Below are 22,326 nucleotides of genomic sequence, written 5' to 3' on the forward strand. Positions count from 1 at the left end.
AACCCTGCCATGATGGTAATAACCGCAGGATTCTGCCTACTCCACTTATCATTATGAGTTTAATCAAATCATTGTGATACACGTGCGTAACGTCGTGATACCGTTCATTGAAGATCCTTTCCGGACGCAATACATTGGGCATCCGGCTTCTGGCTGTTATTATATGGCGTCTGGAAATATTGCGAGGAATGGTTTTGAGTGCGGGATGCCTGAACAAAAATAGCCTGAGTATTGCGATGTTACTGTGTGCGGGGCTGCTATTAGCAGGCTGCTCCAGCGATCAATCCTCTGATGCAGGCAGCTATTCTGGCTCTGTTTATACCGTGAAGCGAGGGGACACGCTGTACCGCATTTCGCGTGTGACGGGTACCAGCGTTAAGGAAATCGCGCGTCTTAACGGCATTTCACCGCCTTATACCATCGAAGTAGGGCAAAAACTGAAAGTCAGCGGCGGGGCTAAAACCAGCACTGCATCCCGCAAAACGGCGACGAAATCCTCGACGAAAACGGCTGCGGTTACCCCGTCTTCAGCGGTGCCACAGTCTTCCTGGCCTCCGGTGGGGCAACGTTGCTGGGTATGGCCTGCCAACGGTAAAGTTATTCTGCGGTATTCGACAGCGGATGGCGGTAATAAAGGGATTGATATTTCCGCCGCGTCTGGAACCCCGATCTATGCGGCAGGCGCAGGGAAGGTGGTGTATGTCGGCAACCAATTGCGTGGCTACGGCAACCTCATCATGATCAAGCACAATGAGGAATACATCACTGCGTATGCGCATAACGACACGATGCTGGTGAATAACGGGCAAAGCGTGAAAGCCGGGCAGAAAATCGCCACGATGGGGAGCTCTGACGCCGCCTCCGTGCGGTTGCACTTCCAGATTCGCTACCGTGCAACCGCGATCGATCCTCTGCGGTATTTACCGCCGCAAGGGAGTAAACCAAAATGCTGACGGCGAATTAATCGCCAGTCAGTGTGCGAGTCTCTTGCTAACAAGAGCGTAAGGTTTATAATGCCTTACGCAATTCAAAGCGGGCGTAGTTCAATGGTAGAACGAGAGCTTCCCAAGCTCTATACGAGGGTTCGATTCCCTTCGCCCGCTCCATAATCTCCCCTTGTGGCAAACCTTCGTTAAAACTCGTTTTTCTTTCAACAGATTACTTAACATAAGTTATCGTGAACGTTCGACCAATGAACGACGATTTACCAGCACAAGGTACACTGTTAGTTGTCACGGATAGTTACTCTGAAAGTAAGGGTATAACTATTCGGCGGTAGCAGTTCCAACCCTCACACCGCGACAGCACAACGTTCAGAGCATATACTCGTGTCAATTATATTTTGATATATTAGGCAGTTACTACACTAATGTACGTTTCCGTTCCATTGGACCTCAGACCCCTTTGACGTCAACCGAACCTTTGATATCCGCACCGCCGTCATCCTTTAGCCACAGATAAACCGGAATTGCCATGTGAAAACGCCTTCTCTACTTTTTAAATGGTGCCGCAACTTACAGCGATGCTGTGAATACCCAACGCCAGACAGGTGTCAGGTTGATTACCACTCAACAGTTAATCACTGAGAGATAAAAATAATATTGATATTGCTGAAAATATATTTACATCTATTTTAGTTCTAAAAAAGTTGTTTAAGTGATTGCATTAATTATTCAACAGTCATTTGAATTGACGTATGAAAATATATCCAGGTTTAGCTGGTGGGTAGTTTTTTGGTGTATGTTTTATGCCAACATGTATAATGTAACAATTTAATTTCAGATGTATTATGGTTGTAAAATTAATACCATTACCTCGGTAAAAGCAATCTCAAATCTGGCAAGCACTGCATTAAGTCTCAAATAAGACGAAACTGTTCTGCATAAAAACACAGCCAATCGGGCTAAACCACCGAACGGCGCTCCTGTATCAGCAGGGTTTAGGCTTAATCGCATCGACAGGTAAATTCAATAGCCTGGCGGAACGATTTCTCTCCGTTTTTCATTCCCTGCAAAACTTAGCGCAGCCATAGACTTACAGTCAATTTTCCGCGATATGTTGTAGCTAATCGCCTGATGTCCGAGAGTTTTTGTGCAGACCCAGGGCATCTCACTCTTCCTCATCGCTATAAAAAGTCCATTATCGGATTGATATTTTTCTGTGATTCTCTCAGCACAGAATGTAGATTAATAGAATTCTTCAGTGTCATTCTGCAAAATATCAAAAATACACCAGGTTAGAAAATAATCGAGAATCATTATCAAATTCCAATAATTTATTCAGCACGCACAATGCGTTATTTGATAGCAGAGCTCAGGCTTTTAGCCCCGGTCTTGCGCTCAGTGACGTCTCTCGTTTTGCGCGCGCCCAGCCTTATTTATGAAAAATTGTTTATTGCTGCAACATTTTATTACAGATAGACTACATTTTGCTCATACCGTACAGGATTTCGGAAGAATTAAGAATGAATCAACTTTCAGTCACTGACAGAAGCAGACGTTTCCGCTTCCTGGTGTGGTTACAAATCTTTTTACAGGTATTGTTCCCGCTGGTTTCAGCCATGCCGCACGGCGCCCTGGCGCAGAGTCCGCCTGATTCGGCATCCGTATCTTCGCCTTTTTCCGTTGACCGCAGCAAGCCGTCAGCCGACGCTTCACTGCCCTACGCCGGAACATTAGGCTCCGTCGCCAGCTCGCTCTCTTCCGGCGGAACGAGCGGCGTGGCCGACAGCGCCAAATCCGCTGCCACCGGCTATGCCTCTTCAACGGCTCAGCAGTGGCTCAGCCAGTTCGGCACCGCACGCGTTCAGCTCAACGTTGACGACAGCGGCAACTGGGACGACAGCGCCGTCGATTTCCTCGCCCCTCTTTATGATAATAAAAAAGCGGTACTGTTTACCCAGCTCGGCCTGCGCGCCCCCGATGGTCGCACCACCGGCAACGTTGGCATGGGCGTGCGCACCTTCTATACCGAAAACTGGATGTTCGGCGGCAACGTCTTTTTTGACGACGATTTCACCGGCAAAAACCGCCGCGTCGGTTTCGGCGCGGAGGCCTGGACTAACTACCTGAAACTGTCGGCCAACACCTATGTCGGCACCACCGAATGGCACAGCTCGCGCGACTTCGACGACTACAATGAAAAACCGGCGGACGGCTACGATGTGCGTGCCGAAGGCTATCTGCCCGCATACCCGCAGCTCGGGGCGAAGCTGATTTACGAACAGTACTATGGCGATAAGGTTGCCCTCTTCGACACCGATCACCTGCAGAGCAATCCCTCAGCCGTGACCACCGGCATCAGCTATACGCCGGTTCCTCTGGTGCAGTTGGCGGTGAACTACAAACGCGGTCAGGATTCGATGGACGACACCCAGTTCCAGGCGAATTTTCGCTATGACTTTGGTCATGACTGGCGTTATCAGGTTGACCCGGAAAATGTGCGGGCTGAGCGCAGCCTGGCAGGCAGCCGCTATGACCTGGTCGAGCGTAACAACCAGATTATTTTGCAGTATAAAAAGAAACCAGATGAAGGGGTGAGTAAACTTAACCTGCAGGTTATTACTGATAATTCACCGGCCGATGGTTTTACGCCAAATACATTACAGGTACTGGCCACCAACAGCAGTAATGAGCCGGTTCGAAACGCAGCCATTGCATGGTCGGCCTCCGGTGAAGCTAAACTCAGCGCTCCTGCAGCAGTCACTAACGCCGAAGGTATCGCCGTTGTTAACCTGACCAACACCAGCGCAGCGACAGTCCAGGTGAGCGCAAAAAGTGGTAACGTAACGGCCATGCAGGACAGCCATTTCAATACTGTGATGGTCAGCCATCTGATCCTGGCTTTAGAAAAAGATGGCAGCGTAGCCGATGGCGTCACGCCCAATAGCGCTATCGCCACGGTCACGGATATCAATAATCGCCCTATTGCCAACAGTAAAATTGCGTGGTCCGTAACAACGCCGGCAAAACTCAAAAACACCGAAACAACAACGGATGCTAACGGACAGGCGCGGACGCAATATGTTTCGACTCAGGCTGGAGCCGTCACCATTAAGGCGAGTGCCGGAGATCTGAACGCCACCCAGCAAGGCACCTTTGTTTCTAATGCCGCCAATGCGCAGATAACTGATTTTACAATAACGACCAATAATAGCCCTGCCGACGGGGCGACGCCCAATAAAGCGCTGGTGACCGTAAAGGATCAGAATGGCAATCCAGCCAACGGCGTCAACGTCACGGTCAGTGCGGATAAAAACACGGTGGCGTTTGCTGCCTTAAAGAGCGCCAGAGCAAGCTCAGCAGCGCAGACCGATGCCAATGGTCAGTTGGTTATCTCGTTTACCGATACCGTGGTAGAAACCGCGACGTTAACCGCAAAACTTGATAACAACAGCACAAAAACGGCGAATGCCCAGTTCACCGCCAATAGCGCCACGGCGCAATTGCAGGATTTAACCCTCACCAAAGACAGCAGCTATGCCGACGGAGTCACCGCCAACACGGCAGAAGTCACGGTCAAAGATGCTAACGGCAATCCGGTGAGCGCAGTAGATGTCATCTGGAGTGCGGATAAGAGCAGCGTTAAGTTTTCGTCCTCCGCGACGGATAGCACTGGCAAAGCCACGGTCTCTTTCACCGACACCATTGCCGAAACGTTGACGCTAAAAGCCCAGTTAGCTAACGGCAACAATCTGACCGTTCAGAGCCACTTTGTTGCAAACGCGGGTACCGCGACCTTACAAAATCTGAAGGTTACGAAGGATGGCAGCGCCGCAGACGGCAGCGATGCGAATACCGCAGAGGTGTATGTCAAAGACGCGACGGGCAATCCCATTGTCGGTGAAGATGTCGTATGGTCGTCCGATAAAACGGATGTCGCGTTCACGCCAGGGGGAAAAACAGACAGTACCGGCAAAACAACCGTGAGCTACACCAGTACGGTTGCCCAGAACCTCCAGTTGACCGCTAAACTCAGCAATGGGCAAAGCGCCAGCGCATCTTCTTTGTTTGTTCCTGATACGGCAAGCGAGAAAATTAGCGCCTTCACCGTCACCAGTGGAGCCATTGCCAACGGTACGGCGACAAACACCGCCACGGTGACAGTCGTTGATGCCCAAAACAACCGGGTGCCCAATGCAGACATATCGTGGAGCGTGGACGGCACGGCAAAACTTGCCAGCGCAACGGGGAAAACCGGCCCGGATGGACAGCTGAGCGTCACCTTTACGGATCTCAAGGCCGAAACGGTAAACGTTAAAGTTCAGCTATCATCGGGAACCAGCGAGACGCATTCCAGCACCTTTGTGGCTGACGCCACTACCGCCAAAATTGGCGACTACACCGTAACAACGGGCGCCGTCGCCAACGGTATCGCAACCAACTCCGGCAGCGTTACGGTTGTCGATGCCAATGGCAATCCTCTCAACGGTGTGAATGTCGGATGGACCGTCACCGGTACTGCGCAACTGGCCAGCCAGACGGGAACCACGGGAAGCGATGGCATCGCCACCGTCAACCTTACCAATGTCACGGCGCAGGAGGTCACTCTTACCGTCACGGTTGGCAGCGAAAGCCAGGGGCTACCGACACGGTTTGTGGCCGATGCGGGTACGGCAGTGATTCAGACACTGACGCTTGACACCACCGGCAGCCTTGCCAACGGTAGCGCATCCAACAAAGTGACGGCAACCGTGGTCGATGGCCAGGGCAATCTGCTGGCCGATCAGGCCATCACCTGGACAGCCGATAAGAGTACCGTGCAGCTCTCACCGTCGGGTAATACGGGAAGCAATGGGAAGGCGTCGGTGAGTTTCACCGATACCGTCGCGGAAACGGTGATCCTGAAAGCCCAGCTTGCCAATGGCGACAACAAAACTCAGTCCAGCCAGTTTATTGCTAACGAATCAACCGCCGTTATTACCGATATGGTGGTTTCCCCGGACAACAGCAGAGCGGATAGCGTTCAGGCAAACATCGTCACCGTGACAGTCAAAGATGGAACAGGCAACCTATTACCGAATCAAAACGTTCAATGGACTGCCAGCCGGGGAGCGGTCGTCCTGACGCCGTCAGGCGCCACCGATACCAGCGGTAACGCCAGCGTCAGCATGACGGATACCCAGGGCGGCCCCGTGGATATCACTGCTAAACTGGATAATGGCAGTTCGATGGTGCGCACGTCGACGTTTCTGAGCCTGAATGTTGTATCGCTACAGCAGGACATAACCAGCCAAAAAGCGAACGGCACCGACGTTATTACCTTTACGGCTACCGTAAAAGACAGTAGCGGCGCCGTTGTGTCTGATACGGCGGTGAATTTCTCGACAACCGGCAGCGCCACCCTCAGCGCAAGTTCTGTTCAGACCGACAGCAGCGGCCAGGCGATCGTTACTCTGAAGGATGAATTTGGAGAGGACGTGACGGTTAAGGCAACATCGGCAATAAACGCGGCGGATACCGGGCAGAGTAAATCCGCCACTTTTGTTGCCGCCAAAATAACCGCGGTCATCGCTGGCGGGCATACTTTTGCTCCCGATATTGGATTCCCTCAGACAGGGTTCTATTCAGCCGAATTCCAGCTTGTCGTTGATGGTGATGCGGCTAATGCCAGTAATTACACCTGGACCTATAATCAGGAAGCCAGTGATTGGATCCGTATATTTTCGCCCGGTGTCGTATCAATCCGGTCAACCCCCCCTGACCCCAATAGTACCGTCACCATCACGGCGACGCCGACAGGGGGAGGACAGCCGCTAACCTACACATTTACCATAAATCACTGGTTTGTTTCAGAAGCACAGGCCTCGGCTGACCCCGCCGAAGGCGACGCTACCTGCCAGTCCAGAGGGCGCGAAACGCCGAGCTATGCCGATCTCTCAAACGGAGCGCCCAGCAGCAATGGGACTCGCGCACTCGGCACGCTTTTGGGAGAATGGGGAGATCCGAGACAATATCCTTCCTGGAGTAGTTCTGGCAATGTGCAAGGATCGTGGGCCAAAGAAACAGCGACAACCGGCACAGGGCAAAGAATTTATGTACTGTGGAATAGTAGCTTCGTTGATGAGCAGGTCTTAACAGCGCCATTTAACGTAGTAAATGTTGTCTGTAAGGCCTATTAAAGGCACTCAGGCCCATATTTAAGCGAGTTTTAAATATCATCAGGAGGCGATACTTGCCTCCTGATTTTTTTTAAGGCATCAGCCCATCGGGGGGGCTCGTCTCAATACCCGCCATCAGATTTGCCAACACGAGCTTAACAGGAACCAGGAATGATTCCTCCCGCTGTTGAATACGGAGGATTTACACAGTACAAATTCACAGTTCAAAAGGAGTGCTATGATGTTCGTCGAGCTTGCTGATGGGTATAGGTGGCGGTATTGGCGCAAATACCGCGCAAACTACCGCGGTGATCGACTTTACCGGTGAACATTTGTCCCGGGCCAGCACTGTCTGGAACCTCAACCGGCAGATGTCATTTAGCGTTGGTGCTGCGCTTTTCACACTGCTGTTTAATCTGTTGCAGCAACTCACCACGACAACATCCGCTTATCACTCGGCCTTCCTTATTGCTGCGCTGCCTGGCCTGCTGCCCCTGCTTACCCTTATGTCACTCAATAAACAACCGGAGTCGTTATGCAATCAAAAAGAGAATTAATTGCACATCAAAGCGTAGTAGACCTGCATCGATGGATTGAAGAGGTGTTCGCGGGGCGTTCTGATTATCCCGCCGCGTTGAATCACCTGCTCGGCAGTTTCAGCCCGTCGTTCAAAATGGTGACCATGAAAGGGCAGAGTATTGGTTTTGCAGAGGTGGAAAACCTGTTTCGCAATAACACCGGTGATCGCCCGAACCTCCAAATTGACATTGATAGCTTTGAAACCCTGCAGTTGTCGGATTCTTCAGTCATTTGCCGTTACCGTGAAACTCACCGTAATGAAGGCAATGTGCACTCTCGCTGGTCGGTTGCCGTAATTGATATCCAGAATGAGCAACCCCGCTGGCATTACCTGCATGAAACAGCGATTGCGGACTGATGATGAAGTCATATTACATGGAACAGATCCGAAATCTGACTGACCACATACAGGAAGGGGTGCCCATCACATCACTAGATACGATGTTTCAAGGGTCACTGTAGCTGCGATTTTTGAATGATATTATGCGGCGAGCATTAATGCCGTTAGATTGCAGGGTGAGGTTAATTATCAGAAGACCTCATCTTCGAATAACTCAGCATTCCGTCGCTATGTCAGTATGAACTTAATTGCTGACAGGATGAAATACATTGCGCATGCGATCTGTATTACCCGGAACCCCCATCTGACATAGCGCCATTGATGCCGTTCTCGGGCATCAGCCTCTGCAATAGCAGGGTCGCTATGTTCTTTTTTTCGCTTTGTCCTCAGAGCATCAACGGCCCACAGGACAAGGATCGCGGCAACAATTGTTTTCAGGAGGAGGCTGATATCCACGGTAAATAGATCCCGCTTATTTGTTTAAGAAACCAGACTAACCAAAAGACCCTATTATAACTATGGTTAAATGTGATATTAGTTCATTGCAATTTTAATCAGTCCGGTTATTAGTTTAGGTCAGAAGGGGAAAGCCCCTGCCTCTGGGCGAATACACGACTCTATCAGGAATGACGCGCTTAAACTGATCAGCGCAATGGCGTCTTTTATATTCGTCTCAGGATGAAGTCCACCAATCGCCTGACCGTTTCATTTCCTTCTCATCGCCGTAATAAAGTAGCGTGTAGCGGTCAACCAAACCCAGCCACAGAACAATCAGACTGTCGCATTTAAGTCAGGGGAGAATAAGGTCGCCATTAAGGATAAGGAACTGGCACCTTACGGGCGATAGTGGAAGAAGGATTGAGCGATTGTGCCAGCGAGTCCCTCATCAACCGAGTAATGATCTAATCACAAATTTGCTGAGTACGTTACGATTTCCCTGATGCAGGAGTGACATATCATCATGACTATCGTTGACCATACCATTGCTGGTTATCCCGATTTCGAGCTAGGTCTGAGCCCCCAGCGCGCTGTGCCTTATCGAATCTACCAACCCGAACGGGGAAGTCATGGGCTCGTCGTCTATTTACCTGGTTTTGGTGCTGATCTTGGCGGTTATACCCAGTCCTTCTGCGAAAAGGTTGCCGAGCGTCACGGCTGTGCGGCTCTGAGCGTCGAATATTTTTGCATGCGTTCACGTCCTCAGGTCGGAGCTAAAGTCACGTTTGAACCTGAAGACCGCCGTCAACTCGAAGCTCATTTGCCTCTCAAAATTGCCCGTTATGGCACAGATGAACAGGTGTTAAAGGCTGTTTGCGCCCTCAAACCAGATGTGCCTCTTACGCTTACCGCCTCGTTGACGCCACCGGATGGTTCCTACCAAAACTTTGGCATCATGGCCGCACTGGACATTGTGGCTGCCATTAATGATGTCCTGACTCGTTATCCGATCAACCGTGACAACATCATATTGGTGGGCGCGTCCTATGGGGGGTATCTCGCACAATTGGTGAATAAACTCAGGCCTGGTCTGGTGCGCGCGCTGTTTGATAACTCCTCCTGGGCGGAGCCCAACCTCACCTATGTCTTCGGGCGCGAAATAGGGGCATGTGAGTACTCCGCCGGGGCCAACGAACGGGTGATGCTGGCGATGTGCGTAAATTCTCCCTGGCGCAAAACCGCGGGGCACCCCCATTACTTCGGTCCGAGTGAATTCCTGATCCGGGGTTTTAGTCGTTCACAACTGGAGCAGATGGTCAGCCAGGGGGCCAATCAGACCTTCTGTCTGATGGTTCATTCTGCTGAAGATCGCAATATCGCCCCGCTGGCGGCTAAAGTGGAAATGGCGCAGACCATGCTGGAGCTGGGCTGGCCTGTCGAAATGTTGATCTTTGATGCCAGCGATATTGATGGTAGCTACATCAAAAATACCGATCATGGCATGGGTCTTTCTATGTTTACCTTTTTCGAGCGCGGCTGTGAGATGCTTCACACCATGGCCCGCCCTTTCAAATACGCCGCCGCTGAGCACGTTATCTATCACGCCGGAAAGTATCGGTACGAATTTGACTATCGCCATGGCGATATTCGGGCCAACCGCTGTTTACTTGACTGATCCTCCGTGCCCGATAAGGCCAGTGATGAGATCCTGTCAATCCATCACCAGCCCGGCAGCGTCTCCTCCATCTTCCTGGAACACCAGAATACAATGGCAACCGCGCCTTCCGGAGAATCGAGTATTGTTCATGGCTATTAACAGCCAGGGTACTCGATTCTGTTCCTGAAGCCACTACGTCACGGCAGACCGCCTGGTCAAAACTGCAGTTGACGCAGATAAGCCACGCTGTCACTCAGCGCTTCTCCCTGCAACTCCTCAACGATGATTGGGACCTGAGTGAGTCCGTGACTTGCCAGCATCGTAAGCACTTTCTGATAATCAATAAGGCCCTCATTCAGACGAACTGGGATTTTTTGCCCCCCTTCGAGGACGAAATTTTTAAAGTGGAACAGACGAATGCGTGGTCCGTGCTGGTTAAGGAAATCTTCGAAAATGGACTCCCATGACGCCGCATTGTCAGCATTGAGCAAATTGGCAATATCGAAGGTCACGCAGAAGTGTTCGCCGAGTTGAGTATTCAGGCGCATCAGGCTGTCGGCATCATAAATGACATGATCGTATACAGGCTCAACCAGGAAACGACATTGCGCACGTTCCAGATTGGGCTGTAACTGCTGGAAACTGGCCAATACGTGTTGAAAGGCGGGTTCTGAGTGGTTTTCCGGATGCCATGTCCATGCATCGTCATTCAGAGAGCCCGTTTCGCTACCGATGAGCCCGATACCGCAGCGCAGACCCATGTCGATATTGAACCGCGCGCGCTCTATCTCACTGGCCAAAAATGAGGTGTTTGAATGGACCGGGTTGAAGTAACTGGCGAGCAGGAACACCGATATCCCAGCGTCCTGAATCTGCTTAATATTGCCGACAATCGTCTCAATATCGCGGGCTTTGTATGCCTCTTCCCAGCTTTTGTGGATTGCCAGCTGCAGACCGTCAATGCCCAGTTCACGGGAAAAGGCCACCATTTCTGCCGGGGTCTGCCCACTGAGGTCATGTCCCCGGGCGCCAATGTTCAATTTACGCATAACGACTCCGTTAAAGTCCCATGGAAAAATGCCAGACAGTGATGTCGTTAGCGTCTTTATCCACAGATGAATAAGGGGGGTGATACTGATATGTTGATGCTATGGCAATGGTATCAGCCGTTTTCATCGCTGAATAGCCACAGGTTTAACAGACACTTTAGAGTCATTAAAGATGGTTAATGAGAGGTACCTATGCTGCCTTTCGCCATACTGTCTTTACTCATGGGGGGCTGCCAGTACGTTGGCCATATACTGAGCTGAAAGCACGGGTCAGCTTGATACGCAGAGTATGCGTTATGTCACACACCTGAACTTATGGAGGAATGCTGGTTTTCATATCTGTTTTAGCGAACGTGTGTTTGATTTTATTTTTGAGCGGCGTATCCTGTCTTTACATTGAACAGGAGGAATGATGTCTCTGACTTCCCTACAACTCTTCAAAACTCTCTCCGATGAAACTCGTCTGGGCATCGTTTTACTGCTCAGAGAGATGGGCGAACTGTGCGTGTGCGATCTCTGCACGGCGCTGGATCAGTCTCAACCCAAGATCTCCCGTCATCTGGCAATGCTACGGGAAAGCGGTTTATTGCTGGATCGTAAGCAGGGGAAATGGGTTCATTACCGCTTATCTCCACATATTCCTTCCTGGTCTGCTCAGGTTATAGAGCAGGCCTGGTTAAGCCAACAGGACGACGTTCAGGCCATCGCCCGTAAGCTGGCATCGGCAAACTGTTCTGGCAGCGGTAAAGCGGTTTGCATCTAAAAAATTTGCCTGAACACATATGATTTTTCGAATGTGAGGTATTGAAATGAAAACGTTAACGGTATTTGACCCTGCGCTGTGTTGCAGCACCGGCGTCTGCGGTACAGATGTTGATCAGGTGCTGGTCGATTTTTCTGCGGATGTGCAATGGCTGAAAGGGCGTGGTGTTCAGGTCGAACGTTACAACCTGGCACAACAGCCGATGCGTTTTGTTCAGAACGAGAAAGCGAAAGCATTTCTTGAGGCTTCTGGGGCAGAAGGGCTTCCACTGTTGTTGCTGGACGGCGAAACGGTGATGGCAGGGCGTTACCCAAAACGCGCTGAACTGGCTCGCTGGTTTGGTATTCCACTGGAGAAGGTGGGATTAGCGCCGACACGTTGCTGTGGTGGTGATACGTCCTGTTGTTGAAAATGTCAGGAGGACAGATGAAATTCTTACAGAATATCCCTCCCTACCTGTTTTTTACCGGTAAGGGGGGCGTGGGTAAAACCTCTATTTCCTGCGCCACGGCAATTCGTCTGGCAGAGCAGGGCAAACGGGTGCTGCTGGTCAGTACCGACCCGGCCTCAAACGTAGGTCAGGTCTTTGGCCAGGCTATTGGCAATACTATTCAGCCAATAGCCACCGTGCCTGGATTGTCGGCACTTGAGATCGATCCACAGGCCGCCGCGCAGGAATACCGGGCCAGAATCGTTGACCCCATCAAAGGTCTTTTGCCGGAAGACGTTATCAAAAGCATCAATGAGCAGCTTTCGGGAGCCTGCACGACAGAGATTGCCGCTTTTGATGAGTTTACCGGATTGCTGACTGACGTCTCTCTGCTGACCCGGTTTGACCATATCATTTTTGATACCGCACCGACTGGTCATACTATTCGCCTTCTCCAGTTGCCAGGTGCCTGGAGCAGCTTTATTGAGAGCAATCCCGATGGTGCTTCCTGTCTCGGGCCGATGGCCGGACTGGAGAAACAGCGTGAGCAGTATGCTCATGCCGTTGAGGCGCTTTCTGATCCGAAACGTACCCGACTGGTGTTAGTCGCCCGGCTGCAAAAATCCACATTGCAGGAAGTTGCGCGTACGCATGACGAACTTGCGGCGATTGGACTTAAAAACCAGTCTCTGGTCATTAACGGCGTTCTGCCAGAAACCGACGCGGCAAGCGACACATTAACTGCTGCAATAGGGCAGCGAGAGCAGGAGGCGCTGGCAAATCTTCCCGCAGGTTTGTCGGCGCTCCCCACGGACACGTTATTCCTTCAACCGGTCAATATGGTCGGCGTATCGGCACTGAGAGGGCTTCTCGGCCCACAACCTGAGACGGCGTCATTTTCTGAAGAATACATTCAGCAACGCCCTGAAATTCCTTCGCTTTCTGCATTGATTGATGAAATCGCCCGCAATGAACATGGCCTGATCATGCTGATGGGCAAAGGCGGTGTGGGGAAAACCACGATGGCGGCTGCCATTGCCGTCAGACTGGCCAAAATGGGATTTGATGTACACCTGACAACATCAGACCCTGCGGCGCATCTCAGCACGACCCTTAACGGTAGTCTCAACAATCTGCAGGTCAGCAGGATCGATCCTCACGAGGAAACGGAACGCTATCGTCAGCATGTCCTTGAGACGAAGGGAAAAGCGCTGGACGACGCGGGGAAACGCCTGCTGGAAGAAGATTTACGCTCTCCCTGCACCGAGGAGATTGCGGTTTTCCAGGCCTTTTCACGGGTAATTCGTGAAGCGGGTAAGCGTTTCGTGGTCATGGATACGGCACCCACCGGGCATACGCTACTGCTGCTGGATGCCACGGGTGCGTATCACCGCGAAATTGCTAAGAAAATGGGCGATAAGGGCCATTTCACCACGCCGATGATGCAGCTTCAGGATCCGGAGCGAACCAAAGTGTTACTGGTCACGCTGCCGGAAACCACACCTGTGCTTGAGGCGGCAAATTTGCAGGCCGACCTTGAACGCGCGGGGATTCATCCCTGGGGCTGGATTATCAATAATAGCCTTTCCATTGCGGATACCCGTTCGCCGTTGCTTCGTCTGCGTGCGCAACAGGAACTCCCGCAAATAGAGGCAGTTAAACACCAGCACGCCTCTCGTGTCGCGCTGGTCCCGCTACTGGCGTCAGAGCCCACGGGCATCGAAAAACTCAAACAGCTCGCAGGTTAATTTTTTACGCATACAGGGTGGCGTTGCTGCCCTGTCAGGAGGTTTTATGTTACTGGCAGGAGCCATTTTCATCCTGACCATCGTGTTGGTTATCTGGCAGCCAAAGGGATTAGGCATTGGCTGGAGCGCCACGCTGGGTGCCGTACTGGCTCTGGCATCGGGTGTGATACACATTGCTGATATTCCGGTGGTGTGGAATATCGTCTGGAACGCCACGGCCACCTTTATTGCCGTCATTATCATCAGTCTGTTGCTGGATGAGTCCGGCTTTTTTGAATGGGCCGCACTGCACGTTTCCCGCTGGGGAAATGGGCGTGGGCGTCTGCTGTTTACGTATATTGTTCTGCTCGGCGCGGCGGTGGCGGCACTGTTCGCCAATGACGGCGCGGCGTTAATTTTGACGCCGATCGTTATCGCTATGCTGCTGGCGCTGGGGTTCAGTAAAAGCACCACGCTGGCGTTCGTAATGGCGGCAGGCTTTATTGCCGATACCGCCAGTCTGCCGCTTATCGTGTCAAACCTGGTCAATATCGTTTCGGCTGATTTCTTCCAACTGGGATTCGCTGAATATGCGTCAGTCATGGTGCCGGTGGATATTGCCGCCATTACTGCCACGCTGGTGATGCTGCATCTGTTTTTCCGCAAAGATATTCCGCCCACTTACGATCTGGCGCGACTGAAAGAACCTGCAAAAGCCATCAAAGATCCGGCGACGTTCAGAACCGGTTGGATTGTACTTCTCCTTCTGTTGGTCGGTTTTTTTGTCCTTGAACCGATGGGGATCCCTGTGAGTGCGATTGCGGCCGTGGGGGCGGCAATCCTGTTTGCAGTGGCCAAAAAAGGTCATGGTATTAACACCGGTAAAGTGCTGCGCGGAGCGCCCTGGCAGATCGTGATTTTCTCGCTGGGGATGTATCTGGTGGTCTATGGGCTGCGCAACGCCGGACTCACAGAATACCTTTCCGGTGTGCTGAACTTACTGGCAGATAAAGGTCTGTGGGCGGCCACGCTGGGGACGGGATTCCTGACCGCATTCCTGTCTTCTATCATGAACAATATGCCTACCGTATTGGTTGGCGCATTGTCGATTGATGGCAGTACCGCGTCCGGTGTAATCAAAGACGCGATGATTTATGCCAACGTCATTGGTTGCGATCTGGGGCCGAAAATCACCCCTATTGGTAGCCTGGCAACACTGCTCTGGCTGCATGTACTTTCACAGAAGAATATGACGATCACGTGGGGATACTACTTCCGCACCGGGATTATCATGACCCTGCCTGTGCTGTTTGTAACGCTGGCTGCGCTGGCGCTACGTCTCTCTGTCACTTTGTAATGAGATACTGATATGAGCAACATTACCATCTATCACAACCCGGCCTGCGGCACTTCGCGAAACACGCTGGAGATGATCCGTAACAGCGGTACCGAGCCGACCGTTATTCATTATCTTGAGACTCCTCCCTCACGTGATGAACTGGTCAAACTCATTGCCAATATGGGGATCACGGTACGGGCGCTGCTACGTAAAAACGTTGAACCGTATGAAACGTTAGCGCTTGCTGAAGACCGCTTTACTGACGATCAGCTTATCGACTTTATGCTGCAACATCCCATTCTGATTAACCGTCCGATTGTGGTGACACCGCTGGGAACCCGGCTGTGTCGTCCTTCCGAAGTGGTTCTGGATATCCTGCCGGATGTGCAGAAAGGGGCTTTTGCCAAGGAAGACGGTGAGCAAGTCGTAGATGTTGCTGGAAAACGACTGAAATAAATATTAAGGGGGCGTTTGCCCCCTTATTCATTACTTCGCCTGTTTTATCAAAAAATAACAGAACGCTATTGTTCATCGTGCAGGGATCGGCTGTAACTTATACCGATATGTATAAGATAGCCTCAGGATATTATCCTGCCTTGCATTATTGTTTATTCAATATCGTCGCTGTCGGGTAATAGCCTGTTGCCGTGAAAATATAACAACGCGCTATAAAGGGTTTATTTTCCGACTGTTGGCTTAAAATAACCAATACCGATCGTTTTACGAAAACGCCAGTTTTGCCACTGTGGCCATAATACATCGGCGATCATCGCAATCGCTATCCAGCGGAACCAGGTGGCGAACGTATTACTATGTCCCTGAGGTTCTTTATATCCCTTCACCCAACCGTCATAACCCCGTTCGCCGAGTAAGGTGTCCGGGAATCCACCGTCTGCATTCTGGAAGTCGAGCAATTTCACCAGCATACTGCGTAACCAGTGCTCAATTTCATCACTGCGCTGTGGGCAACGGGCGTGGCCGTGCGCCAGAATATCGATAATATCGACATCAATGCAGCTGCTGCGGATGGCCAGTGGTTGCTCCAGACAACGACTCATTGACTGGTTGAAATAGGGAATATTTTCATCGAGCGCATAAAAGACATGCAAATTATGCGTCGCACCGCAGAGAGCAAATAATAATGCCTCCTGACTGTATTGCTGACCCGGTCCCCAGAAACCAGAATAGGGCTCGCTTTGCTGATTATGCCAGAAGATCATATCCTGCAAACGCTGAGCCGCAGGGCCGCTTGGATCTCTTTGCTGTTCGAGCAACAGAAAACTGCCCATATTGACGATATTGTTCCCTTCCAGCCAGGGATCGCGCATATCGCGTTGACCTAACCATGCCCAAAAATATTGTGGATCGAGGTACGGTTTCAAGAACGGCAGTTCGAGGCGATCCAGCTGATCCAGAACATCCAGCGTACCCATACAGTAGTTTGTTGTATGAAAGCGCATGTACTGGCGAGTGATATTGGCATCCGGCCCTTTCCAGGTTTCGCTCCAGCACAACCCCGGCAACTGGAAAAAACCTTCCTCTTGCTGATGGCCTAATACCCAGTCCGCCAGCGCTTTTTTCTCCGATATTTCATCGCCTAATAAAACGCGAGCCATTGTCCCATCGTATGTGCCTGGCAACAGCATCTGCGGCCACTGTTCTGGCTGATGAAGTTCGCTGACGCGTAATACGCCAGGCGTTCCGTTAGGGAGTTGCATGCTGTTAAGCCAGAGGAGACTTTTCTCTTTGGCTGCAAGAATTCGTTCCTGTAACAGGCTATCGGTAAATGACATGTTCAGTTCCTATACGATGAAAATTATTTAAATTTAGCCGCAGCCATTGTTGGAATTAAAAAATGCATAATCAGGAAACCCAGCAGATAGGCAAATCCGCCCATCAGGAAAATAGACCAATAGTTGCCTGTCGCTTGCAGGATATGGCCTGTTGCCTGTGTAAAGAGGATTGAACCGAGAGAACCAATTAAGCAGCCAATACCGACAACGGCACCCACAGCCTGTTTAGGGAACATATCCGATACGCTGGTATATAGATTGACTGACCAGCCCTGATGCGCCGCGACAGCAAGTCCAATCAGCGAAACCGCGACCCAAAGATTAGAAGCATTCGAAACCAATAAAATAGGTAGTACGCAAGTGGCGCATAACAATAACGTCAATTTACGCGCTTTATTGACGGCCATACCGCGGTTAACCATCCACGCCGGGAGATATCCGCCAGCAAGACCGCCCATGGTTGCCAGAATATTGATTAAAACCAGTGGCATTGCCATATGAGCCATATCAATGCCGCGGGCGTCATGCAGCCACTTCGGTAACCAGAACAGGAAGAACCAGAAGATCGGATCAGTCAGAAACTTACAAATGGCAAATGCCCAGGTTTGCTTATATTTCAGCAGTCCCAACCAGCTAATTTTTTGCTGTGATTGTTCGGTGGTACCCGCGTCATCATCCTGATTAATCCAGGCTAACTCTTCTTCGTTTACTTTTTTTATCTTCTCCGGTTTTCCGTATAAAAATAACCAGAAAACAATCCAGATAAACCCGACAGCACCGGTTGCGACGAACGCTTCACGCCATCCCCATTGTAATGCAATCCAGGGAATAATAATGGGAGCAAAAATATTACCGACATTGGAGCCCGCATTAAAAATACCGGTAGCAAATGCGCGTTCTCGTTTCGGGAACCATTCAGCAGCAACCTTTACTGCGGAAGGAAAGTTGGCGCTTTCCCCCAGCCCAAGGAATATACGTGCATAAATGAATCCAATCACTGTGCCGACCATACCATGAGCCATCGCCGCCACACTCCAGAGAGCCAGAGCGATAGGTAAGACCAGGCGGGCACCATAAACATCAACGATACGTCCACACAGGAATAAACCTAACGCATAGGCGGCCTGAAATGCCGTCACAATATTGCCGTATTCAATCTCGTTCCAGCCAATATCTTTTTGTAGCATTGGCGCGAGTAACCCTAAAATAGATCTATCAAGGTTATTTATGGTGACTGAAAAAAAGAGTAATGCGCAAATTGTCCATCGATACCGACTGGTTGTTGAATTCATTTTTACTGCTTGCTTACTGACACCACTTTGCAACTGCCCCATCGTATTTCCTCCGTCACGATATGAGATCTTATCCAAACAGACACAGCAAAATTTACGTTCAGCCAGTGTAAGTGACCTGGTCTGAGTCCGTGACGGGTTAGAAAGAGAATTGAGATCCCTGAAGTCCTGCCATAATTTTATGTGAGTAATATCGCTACCCACCGTTGTTAGTGTGATGAAGATCACTACGATAAAATTAATTATGAGATGCTGATCACTCTGAAAGACTCTACATTTTAGACTTTTGTCACATTTACATGTTTTTTCCTCTCTCTCAGCCTCCTGAGCCCGAGGATCGCCATCAAGCCCGGTATATGAGCCGTTATTCTTCAGCAACACCTCTTTTATGAAGGATATCTCATGCTGGAAAAATCTGACCTGGCAGAAAATGCCGTTGAATGCCTGCACAACGAGCAATATGACCAGCCATACAATGCGCAGAATCTTAATCATACCAATCTGTTATTCACTGGCGGTCGCGATCATGAAAGCCTGAGTGGAGAGTGGCGATTTACGCTGGATCTCCACGACACAGGGTTAAGGCAAAAATGGCACCTGCTGGAAAAACGCGATGCTGAAATGCGCCGGGATCCGTATGATTACGATCCCTTTGCCGGTGATACCGTTCCGGTGCCGGGATGCTGGCAGATGATGAACGAAAAATGGTTCTATTTTGAGGGAAGTGCGTGGTACACCCGCGAAATCGACTATATCGTGCAGGACGCTGATGAACGTATTTTTTTACGCGTTGGCGCCGCTAACTACGATTGCAAAGTTTTTCTCAATCATCAGTTCATCGGCAATCATTACGGTGGTTCAACCCCATTTTGTGCTGAGTTAACGCCGCTATTGCAACCAGGCAATAATGTGTTGATGCTGTGCGTGAATAATAATCGCACCACCGACAGGCTTCCTTTGAGAAATAACGACTGGTTTAACTATGGCGGAATATATCGTGAAATCGATATTATCCGAACGCCGCGAACCTATATTCAGGATCTGTTTGTCTATTTAGTCCCTGATGGGAACTATAATCAAATCGCCGTGAGAATAGCGGTTGAAGGTGACGCGACAGAGGTCAATTTCGCCCTTGCTGAGCTGGGTATCTCCGTGACTATGCCGGTGATTGACGGGGTTGCTGAAGCGACATTGTCTGCTGAGCCGCAACTTTGGTCTCCTGAGCATCCTAAATTGTATCGGGTTATGGCGTCGTTGGGACGTGACTGTGTCAGTGACCGCGTGGGGTTCAGACAAATTGAGGTCGTGGGAACGGATATTCGTCTGAACGGTAAGTCGCTCTATCTTCGGGGCGTAAATTGCCATGAAGATGATGTCCTGTTAGGGAAAATGACCAACGAAGCGGATATCCGCCGCCGTTTTCAGGATGCCAAAGAGCTTAACTGCAACTACCTGCGACTGGCGCATTATCCTCACCATGAGATGGCCGCGCGTATTGCGGATGAAGTGGGTTTGTTGCTCTGGGAGGAAATTCCAAACTACTGGGCGATCGATTTTAAAAATCCGGCAACCCAACGTGATGCGCATAATCAGTTGATGGAGCTTATTTATCGTGACCGAAATCGTGCCAGCGTGATTATCTGGTCCGTCGGCAATGAAAATGCCGATACCGATGAGCGACTGAATTTTATGACCTCGCTGGTTGATGCCGCCCGCCAGGCCGATCCTAGCCGTTTGATTTCTGCCGCTTGCCTGGTCAATCATGCCAAAATGAAAATTGAAGATCGTCTGGCAGATTTTCTCGATATCATCGGACTGAACGAGTATTACGGTTGGTATGAAGAGAATTTTGATGATCTGATTGTGCTGGGAGAAAACTCGTCGCCCACAAAACCTGTTGTGATCACCGAAACAGGGGCCGAAGGTGTGATAGGCGATCATGCTCCTCAGTCTGGGCCTTTCTCGGAAAACTATATGGCGGATGTGTACCGCAAGCAGACCGAGTATTTGCCAAAACTCAATTATGTCCGTGGTTTTACCCCCTGGTTATTGTATGACTACCGTACAGAAAGACGTCAGAATCCTTACCAGAAAGGATTCAACTGTAAGGGGCTTATTACCGCTGACAAAATAACACGTAAAAGGGCATTTTATGTGCTGCGCGATTTTTATCAGCAACTCAAAAATGCCGGGTCATTAGCGGATTAATCTGCTGTCAGACTTTCTGCCAGGCTAAGCAGCCTGGCAGGATCAAATAACATGGCCAGATAATGGGGTTGTTGTTGTTCTTCTTTATCGAGCCATTCGGAAATTCGATGCGCTAACAAGCGTAGCTGATTAATCTCTTTGGTTAACTCAAATAAAGAGATACCACTTTGATTTCCGTAGCGGTCTAACATCATTTTCATGGCGACGCATCGAGCGACGCCGTTAAACATCTCGGTGTAGTAGGGGACGCGTTCCCAGACGCGTTTGAACAGGTCTCTTTTCTCTTCCGACATCGCAATCGAATGTATTATTTGGTGTAGCCGATTACGGGAATCCTGGGCCAAAAAGATCGCCCGTTGCTTCTCTAATAATAATTGCTGGTACTGTTCGCGCCCGGTGTCCGGATCGTCCATCGGGAATAATGCCGACATGGTATAATCGTCAGAATGGCGTAAATGTAACTGAAGCTGTTTTACGGCTTGGGCATAGCTTTCAGGTACCTGGCTGTAGTGGTGTAAAACATGTCCTAATATATAGGGCGTTTTTCTCATCCATTCGTAGCTGCAGGTATACAATTGATGAAAGGTGTTTAATTCAGCCGTTCCTACTTTATGCTCAAGCATATCCGTGAGCCAGCAGTGAAATGCCTGTTTTTCAGACATAAATATTTCACGGCCAAACATGGCTAAACCATGTAAATTCACCGAATTTACCGAGTTGATCAGGGAGCTGTTAGAGATCCACTCCCAACTGAGCCTGCCCGTAATTGCTTCAAGGTGCTCGCCAGCCATGCTTTCGACCCAACTCAGACGGCCCTGAATTTCTTCTAATAAGTAACAGGGCAGCAGTGTCCAGCCGTACTCCAGCCCCCACATATCAAACTCAATCCACTTGACCCGCCCTTCGAGTTGAGTCAGTAAAGGATTATTCACAAAGCCGGGGCGATAACCATGAGCCACGGCCTTAATTGATACCCGCACATCCGGTGGTAATACCTGTAACGCATTCACTAATTGCCATGATGCCGCCTCATCCTCCATATAGTCACGCAGGACCATTTTCTTTCCGAGGCTTCGCAGGGTTTGATAAAGGTAAGGGATTGTCGTGACCCAACTGGCTTTGTATGGCTGATGTCGGGGAAGATTCACAATTATGCCATCAATACCGGATAATTGTTGTAAGGCCTCGAAGAGATCCTGCTGATAAAAATTTTTCCAGAAAATTTCGTCCGCGCTACTATTTTCAATTAACGCATATTCGGGATACTTTTCTTGTATTTTTCCATCCCGGGGCAGGGCTTCCCCTTGTAACCAAACACCAATGCCTGATGCCCGACAGTAACGGCATAAACGTTGCAGATATAATAAATGTTCCTGACGCTCGCGTAGTAGATTCTCACGGCCATGCTGACAATAAATTGAGGGCGAGACTAATAAAGATAATAAATTCTGCTGGTTAATGACCAGCCCATTAAATTGGTCCCGAACCATCACCGCAATGACGCTCTGCAAATATGGCCAGTGCCAGATCAGCGAAGAATTCACTTCTAATAAACGAAGCGGAATAGAAGTCTGCACTTAAAGAAACCACGCAAGCAATGTTAATCGTACCT

Annotated in this window: 15 protein-coding genes, 1 tRNA gene and 2 pseudogenes; 13 read left to right on the top strand and 5 right to left on the bottom strand. The window is 50.2% G+C overall.

Going from position 1 to position 22,326, the window contains the following annotated elements:
* The first annotated feature begins 194 nt into the window (after window positions 1-194).
* Both actS and P2W74_RS04125 read left to right on the top strand, forming a co-directional pair.
* A complete protein-coding gene (gene actS / locus P2W74_RS04120; protein ID WP_276294005.1) occupies window positions 195-953 on the top strand; it encodes an amidase activator ActS in 759 nt (252 codons plus the stop codon).
* A 79-nt stretch (window positions 954-1,032) separates the two neighbouring features.
* A tRNA-Gly gene (locus P2W74_RS04125) sits at window positions 1,033-1,106 on the top strand.
* 297 nt (window positions 1,107-1,403) lie between these two features.
* Here P2W74_RS04125 and P2W74_RS04130 read toward each other — a convergent pair.
* Window positions 1,404-1,475 (bottom strand): annotated as a pseudogene (locus P2W74_RS04130) (type VI secretion system tube protein Hcp); the annotation flags it as partial.
* Window positions 1,476-2,464: 989 nt separating this feature from the next.
* Here P2W74_RS04130 and P2W74_RS04135 point away from each other — a divergent pair.
* The 5 genes and pseudogenes from P2W74_RS04135 to P2W74_RS04155 all read left to right on the top strand — a co-directional run bounded on the left by P2W74_RS04135 (window position 2,465) and on the right by P2W74_RS04155 (window position 10,131).
* Complete coding sequence (locus P2W74_RS04135; RefSeq protein WP_276294006.1) at window positions 2,465-7,120, top strand: Ig-like domain-containing protein; 4,656 nt, start codon at window positions 2,465-2,467, stop codon at window positions 7,118-7,120.
* A gap of 239 nt (window positions 7,121-7,359) precedes the next feature.
* On the top strand, window positions 7,360-7,656 hold the full coding sequence (locus P2W74_RS04140; RefSeq protein ID WP_276294007.1) for a hypothetical protein: 297 nt from the start codon (window positions 7,360-7,362) through the stop codon (window positions 7,654-7,656).
* Complete coding sequence (locus P2W74_RS04145; RefSeq protein ID WP_276294008.1) at window positions 7,635-8,036, top strand: hypothetical protein; 402 nt, start codon at window positions 7,635-7,637, stop codon at window positions 8,034-8,036. The genes P2W74_RS04140 and P2W74_RS04145 overlap by 22 nt, the downstream gene beginning before the upstream one ends.
* 648 nt (window positions 8,037-8,684) lie before the next feature.
* Window positions 8,685-8,756 (top strand): annotated as a pseudogene (locus P2W74_RS04150) (hypothetical protein); the annotation flags it as partial.
* A 223-nt stretch (window positions 8,757-8,979) separates the two neighbouring features.
* Window positions 8,980-10,131 (top strand): DUF2920 family protein, encoded by a 1,152-nt coding sequence (locus tag P2W74_RS04155; protein ID WP_276294009.1) that lies wholly within the window; start codon window positions 8,980-8,982, stop codon window positions 10,129-10,131.
* Window positions 10,132-10,328: 197 nt separating this feature from the next.
* Here P2W74_RS04155 and P2W74_RS04160 read toward each other — a convergent pair whose 3' ends face one another.
* Entirely contained in the window at window positions 10,329-11,162 is an 834-nt protein-coding gene (locus P2W74_RS04160) for a sugar phosphate isomerase/epimerase family protein (RefSeq protein WP_276294010.1), read from the bottom strand.
* Between the two features lie 409 nt (window positions 11,163-11,571).
* Between P2W74_RS04160 and arsR the strand changes: the two genes are divergently transcribed.
* From arsR to arsC, 5 genes are read left to right on the top strand one after another with little or no spacing between them, the layout of a single operon-like run.
* Window positions 11,572-11,925, top strand: coding sequence for an As(III)-sensing metalloregulatory transcriptional repressor ArsR (arsR, locus tag P2W74_RS04165; protein ID WP_192613370.1), 354 nt, complete (start codon window positions 11,572-11,574; stop codon window positions 11,923-11,925).
* A gap of 46 nt (window positions 11,926-11,971) precedes the next feature.
* Complete coding sequence (gene arsD, locus P2W74_RS04170; RefSeq protein ID WP_276294011.1) at window positions 11,972-12,334, top strand: arsenite efflux transporter metallochaperone ArsD; 363 nt, start codon at window positions 11,972-11,974, stop codon at window positions 12,332-12,334.
* 17 nt (window positions 12,335-12,351) lie between these two features.
* Complete coding sequence (gene arsA, locus P2W74_RS04175) at window positions 12,352-14,103, top strand: arsenical pump-driving ATPase (RefSeq protein WP_276294012.1); 1,752 nt, start codon at window positions 12,352-12,354, stop codon at window positions 14,101-14,103.
* Window positions 14,104-14,149: 46 nt separating this feature from the next.
* Window positions 14,150-15,439, top strand: coding sequence for an arsenite efflux transporter membrane subunit ArsB (arsB, locus tag P2W74_RS04180; protein WP_276294013.1), 1,290 nt, complete (start codon window positions 14,150-14,152; stop codon window positions 15,437-15,439).
* A 12-nt stretch (window positions 15,440-15,451) separates the two neighbouring features.
* Window positions 15,452-15,877, top strand: coding sequence for a glutaredoxin-dependent arsenate reductase (gene arsC / locus P2W74_RS04185; protein WP_276294014.1), 426 nt, complete (start codon window positions 15,452-15,454; stop codon window positions 15,875-15,877).
* Between the two features lie 221 nt (window positions 15,878-16,098).
* Here the strand turns inward: arsC and P2W74_RS04190 are convergent, their stop codons facing one another.
* On the bottom strand, window positions 16,099-17,214 hold the full coding sequence (locus P2W74_RS04190; protein WP_276294015.1) for a hypothetical protein: 1,116 nt from the start codon (window positions 17,212-17,214) through the stop codon (window positions 16,099-16,101).
* A gap of 23 nt (window positions 17,215-17,237) precedes the next feature.
* On the bottom strand, window positions 17,238-18,548 hold the full coding sequence (locus tag P2W74_RS04195; RefSeq protein ID WP_276294016.1) for an MFS transporter: 1,311 nt from the start codon (window positions 18,546-18,548) through the stop codon (window positions 17,238-17,240).
* A gap of 360 nt (window positions 18,549-18,908) precedes the next feature.
* Here P2W74_RS04195 and P2W74_RS04200 point away from each other — a divergent pair, with 360 nt between their 5' ends.
* Window positions 18,909-20,714, top strand: a complete 1,806-nt coding sequence (locus tag P2W74_RS04200; protein ID WP_276294017.1) for a glycoside hydrolase family 2 protein — start codon at window positions 18,909-18,911, stop codon at window positions 20,712-20,714.
* Here P2W74_RS04200 and P2W74_RS04205 read toward each other — a convergent pair.
* On the bottom strand, window positions 20,711-22,291 hold the full coding sequence (locus tag P2W74_RS04205) for a hypothetical protein (protein WP_276294018.1): 1,581 nt from the start codon (window positions 22,289-22,291) through the stop codon (window positions 20,711-20,713). The two genes, P2W74_RS04200 and P2W74_RS04205, sit on opposite strands and share 4 nt — an antisense overlap.
* Between the last annotated feature and the right edge of the window lie 35 nt (window positions 22,292-22,326).

Source organism: Citrobacter enshiensis (assembly GCF_029338175.1).
Lineage (GTDB): Bacteria > Pseudomonadota > Gammaproteobacteria > Enterobacterales > Enterobacteriaceae > Citrobacter_D > Citrobacter_D enshiensis.

Coding starts and splice junctions, on each gene's coding strand:
- P2W74_RS04190 (WP_276294015.1), bottom strand. CDS start 17,214: ATGTCATTTACCGATAGCCTGTTACAGGAACGAATTCTTGCAGCCAAA.
- P2W74_RS04155 (WP_276294009.1), top strand. CDS start 8,980: ATGACTATCGTTGACCATACCATTGCTGGTTATCCCGATTTCGAGCTA.
- P2W74_RS04200 (WP_276294017.1), top strand. CDS start 18,909: ATGCTGGAAAAATCTGACCTGGCAGAAAATGCCGTTGAATGCCTGCAC.
- arsA (WP_276294012.1), top strand. CDS start 12,352: ATGAAATTCTTACAGAATATCCCTCCCTACCTGTTTTTTACCGGTAAG.
- arsR (WP_192613370.1), top strand. CDS start 11,572: ATGATGTCTCTGACTTCCCTACAACTCTTCAAAACTCTCTCCGATGAA.
- P2W74_RS04160 (WP_276294010.1), bottom strand. CDS start 11,162: ATGCGTAAATTGAACATTGGCGCCCGGGGACATGACCTCAGTGGGCAG.
- P2W74_RS04140 (WP_276294007.1), top strand. CDS start 7,360: ATGGGTATAGGTGGCGGTATTGGCGCAAATACCGCGCAAACTACCGCG.
- arsC (WP_276294014.1), top strand. CDS start 15,452: ATGAGCAACATTACCATCTATCACAACCCGGCCTGCGGCACTTCGCGA.
- arsD (WP_276294011.1), top strand. CDS start 11,972: ATGAAAACGTTAACGGTATTTGACCCTGCGCTGTGTTGCAGCACCGGC.
- arsB (WP_276294013.1), top strand. CDS start 14,150: ATGTTACTGGCAGGAGCCATTTTCATCCTGACCATCGTGTTGGTTATC.
- P2W74_RS04195 (WP_276294016.1), bottom strand. CDS start 18,548: ATGGGGCAGTTGCAAAGTGGTGTCAGTAAGCAAGCAGTAAAAATGAAT.
- P2W74_RS04145 (WP_276294008.1), top strand. CDS start 7,635: ATGCAATCAAAAAGAGAATTAATTGCACATCAAAGCGTAGTAGACCTG.
- P2W74_RS04135 (WP_276294006.1), top strand. CDS start 2,465: ATGAATCAACTTTCAGTCACTGACAGAAGCAGACGTTTCCGCTTCCTG.